The sequence below is a fragment of the Apilactobacillus sp. EABW-1NA genome (assembly GCF_030398685.1).
Lineage (GTDB): Bacteria > Bacillota > Bacilli > Lactobacillales > Lactobacillaceae > Apilactobacillus > Apilactobacillus waqarii.
On record NZ_JAPDKO010000047.1, the window covers coordinates 1 to 3,720 of the forward strand.

The 3,720-nt window shown below is 31.9% G+C and carries 6 protein-coding genes; all 6 read right to left on the bottom strand.

What is annotated here, in order from left to right; all coding sequences use genetic code 11:
- Nucleotides 1-220, bottom strand: a 220-nt coding sequence (locus OEZ61_RS07885; protein WP_290047351.1) for a hypothetical protein, incomplete at its 3' end; no start/stop codon positions are given.
- Nucleotides 207-572: a DUF2634 domain-containing protein gene (locus tag OEZ61_RS07890; protein WP_057197983.1), complete on the bottom strand. Its 366-nt coding sequence runs from the start codon at nucleotides 570-572 to the stop codon at nucleotides 207-209. The genes OEZ61_RS07885 and OEZ61_RS07890, both read right to left, overlap by 14 nt.
- A gap of 15 nt (nucleotides 573-587) precedes the next feature.
- Nucleotides 588-956, bottom strand: a complete 369-nt coding sequence (locus tag OEZ61_RS07895; protein WP_140968162.1) for a hypothetical protein — start codon at nucleotides 954-956, stop codon at nucleotides 588-590.
- A 4-nt stretch (nucleotides 957-960) separates the two neighbouring features.
- Complete coding sequence (locus OEZ61_RS07900; protein ID WP_290047354.1) at nucleotides 961-2,199, bottom strand: hypothetical protein; 1,239 nt, start codon at nucleotides 2,197-2,199, stop codon at nucleotides 961-963.
- A complete protein-coding gene (locus OEZ61_RS07905) occupies nucleotides 2,199-2,645 on the bottom strand; it encodes a hypothetical protein (RefSeq protein WP_094750409.1) in 447 nt (148 codons plus the stop codon). The genes OEZ61_RS07900 and OEZ61_RS07905 overlap by 1 nt, the downstream gene beginning before the upstream one ends.
- A gap of 11 nt (nucleotides 2,646-2,656) precedes the next feature.
- On the bottom strand, nucleotides 2,657-3,547 hold the full coding sequence (locus tag OEZ61_RS07910; protein WP_290047357.1) for a hypothetical protein: 891 nt from the start codon (nucleotides 3,545-3,547) through the stop codon (nucleotides 2,657-2,659).
- Between the last annotated feature and the right edge of the window lie 173 nt (nucleotides 3,548-3,720).

Consider the following 3,720-nt stretch of genomic DNA (forward strand, 5'->3'; position numbering starts at 1 on the left):
AAACTCCAGAAGCAGTTAACCAGAAATTGTTATCATAGACGTTTTGAGCAACATTATCGCATTCAACAATTCTGTTAGCCAACATCTGTGCAATTCTTCCCATTGCTGAACCATCAGAAACATCAGTATCTATTCCTAGATTTTTCTGAATTTCTGACTTGGCTTGCTTTAATGCATCATCTGCACTGATTGTTACCCAACCATCATCAGTTAGTGGCATCTGTATTCACTTCCTTCCAGAAATCTAATTGACCTAATGTTGTGTTTACGATGATATGAATATCAACTGTTGTATGATTTGGATTAATCTGCGGATCGACTAAAACAACATCAATGATTCGCTTATCTTGTTGCAGCGAGGTAGAAATTGATGAAATGCAAGCATTCCTGTCAAATCCACCAATTAACCAATCATAATCAATTCCAACATTCTCATTAGACCAACTACCTTTTTTAGTCATTAAAATCATGTTTAGTGATTGTTTGATTTCATCTAAACCAGTTACATACAATGGACTATCTTTACTAATATATAAATCACCATCATCTGTATATAACAAATCTTGAGCCATTTATCTCACCACCTTTCATTTTTTAAAGTCTTTTTTATTCGCTATCTTCCCAATAACAAATGAGTAATCAACAGAATGCTTTCTATTAGAACTAACTGGATAATATCCCTTTGTATATTTGGAATTGTCATCATCTAAGCAGATAACGATAACTTCATCCCCACTCTTGTAATCTAGTAGTTCTGGTTGTCCTGGAAGAAGGATAAAATGTACTTTCTGAACCATTGATTCTTTCTTACCATCAATCCTTGCAAGTGGTTGTACAGTAGCTGTAGGTGGTGTCATTTTTTCAATTTTAGCTATATATGCAACAGAAACATCATTGATAGAATTGCTATAAACCTTTCTCATCAAATCTGTAAAATAATCTTTTTGTTCAGCCATTTAATCACTTCTTTCTGTTAGTTCGTTTAGCTTTGGCTTGCTTTACTCGTTTAGCATCTAACTTAGCCTTTGCTTTAGCATCATCAGATTTTGCTTTCTTAATTTCACTAGCTTGTTCTTTTTTGTATTGTGATAACTTTTTAAAATTAACAGTCATTGTTGGTGTATCTGAATTACTTAATGTTGCATTCCCATTAGTGACAATTACATCATCTGTAAATCCAGAAAACTTATCGTCAATCCTAAAAATAACTCCTGTGGTAATTATTGGATTGAATAGAATAGTAGCTTCATAAACATCCTTGTTATCTTCATCTGTTGACAAGCTAGGTGAAGTAATCAGCCCCGTTTTAGGTACACATGTGTAATTCAAATGTTTATTGCTTACAAATGACTTGATTACTAATTTACCGTGTTGATAGAACATATCGGTTTTACAATCTTTAGCAATATCTTGGATACATGACAGTGGTTTCTTTTTAGCAGTGTAACCAGAATAGTAAACGTGGTTATATACTAGTTTCATTTCACTAATCTTAATACCTGCTTTGTCTGCTAACGTTCTAATGATTGTTGATCCCTTTGTTCCTGACTTAAAACTCATGTTTTTATATACAGTTTTAACCCTATATGCTTTTTGCTTATTTGCTTTTTCAGTTGCCCTGCTTTGAGCTCCCTTTAGTTGAGTTCTATATGCCTTAATTGAATTTTGAATTTGTACATAATTCAAATGTTTTTGATGTCTTGTAGCATTAGGATTAGCATTTAGCCATGCTTGACGTCTCTTCTTTGCATTATTTTCAAAATTCCTCATTTGAGAACGATATGTTGATGATTTGTTTGTAGACTTAGCTCTAACTTGTTTGCTTTGTGCTACCTTAATCGCTTTCTTTGGGTCAACCTTTGTTCCATCTTGTATCGTTAGATGCAAATACCAATCTCCTGATTCCCATTTAATTGCATCTACTGTTGTGATAGATGCCGTTAATAAATGAGCTATGTTATTTTCAGTGAAGTCAGCATTATAGAAACCTGCATAAATGGAAAGATTTGAACCGACTTTAAATTTACTTGCTGTCTTTTTAGAAATTCCATGAATTGTAATATCAGTATCCGACGGAACATCTTGATTGCTAAAGTTATAAGTTATTTCAATTTGAGCATTTTTACCCTGCAAATAGCTTGATACAATTCTAACTTCATCATCTAACTCTATTCTTTGATAGAAATGTACTAACTCCATTATTCATCACCTACTGACTTATCTGTTCCATAATCATTTATATCAGCGTGCGCTGTGTTGTCTGATACGGTATCATCATCACCTTCATCGCTAGAATTGCCTGTATTTGCGTCTGTGTCATCATCATCCGTATCTTTTATGAATAATTGAACTGTATTAGTAAAGTTAAGCTTGCTAACTTCAGTTTCGTTACCTTGTTCATCCATTGGCACGATATTAATTAAAGGTAATCGTGGATCATTAATTGAACCGAACAATGGATAACCGTAAATCAATTTTTCACCATTAACGATTTGGACTCCATTTTCATCAAATAAATCAATATAGTAACTATCATTTACTTCGTTGTAGTAAAGATAAAAAGTAAAATCAATACCATCAATGGTGTAATCAAATTGAACCGGAACATCATCTAAATTAATATCAATATAATCATTTACTGCCATTGCATTACCTCCTAATAATAAATCTTTGCACCAATTGGAATTGACCTATCAGCGTATTTATTTAGCTTTCTAACGTGTGCCAGTGAAACATGTTTGCTCCTTGCAACAGATAGATAAGTAACACCCGACTTAGCAATTACATACCTGTGTTTATTAGTTGCCTTGCTACTTTTTGTTCCCTTCTTATTACCTTTATGACCTACATATTTTGTTGTTCCTTTTTTTGTTTTGATATTTGTATCAAAGAATTGTGCCTCAGTTAGAGTGATAGATACATTAGCTGAATTGACCCCTGTTCCTGCGTCTGTAAATTCATATGAGTTGGTAAATGCACTAATTTGCACACTTTCAGAATTATAATTATTTGAATGGAATATCAATGGAACACCGTTATTAGACCAATATCTTAATTTTCCAATTTCACGTTTAACTTCATTCATCTGATCAATATCTCCACCACCAATTATTGCTTCAAATGAAATTGTATTTGCCCCTTGTTGTGTGGTAGTTGATAGATTCATCCCTTTTTCCACTGCTTTTGTATTAACTTGTGGAGAAGTATCAGCATTAGCAGTTTTCATAAATAAAATTACATAGCTTTGGTTTGTATTAGGATTTTGAGGAATTAAGGTTGCTTTATCATTTGAAAACATTGGATTTTTTCGCATGTTTTCTAAAGTGTTACTTTTTAATTCATCAATCTTTGCTTTCTGCATATTTACTTTTAATGTTGCAATTTGCTTTTTATAATTTTGAATGTTTTTCTGTTCGATCTTGATTGAATTTTTTACTTTGCTAGTTTGTTTTTTATTTTTTAATTTATTTAAAAGTGAATTACTATGTTTGATTTTTGCATTTAGTTTATCCATTTGTTCTTTCAATTTCTTTTCAGCTAATGTCATATATATCACTCCTAATTTATTTTTATGTACAAGAAAAGAGCTAGAATCAAGGAACTGCAACTATTATTTTGAACAAATAAATAAAAGCAGCTTTCTAACTATTTAATTGGGCAACTGATTTTCTGTATTCTACAGGTGATTGGTTGCCTAATTTTGTTAGTATTCGTTTATTA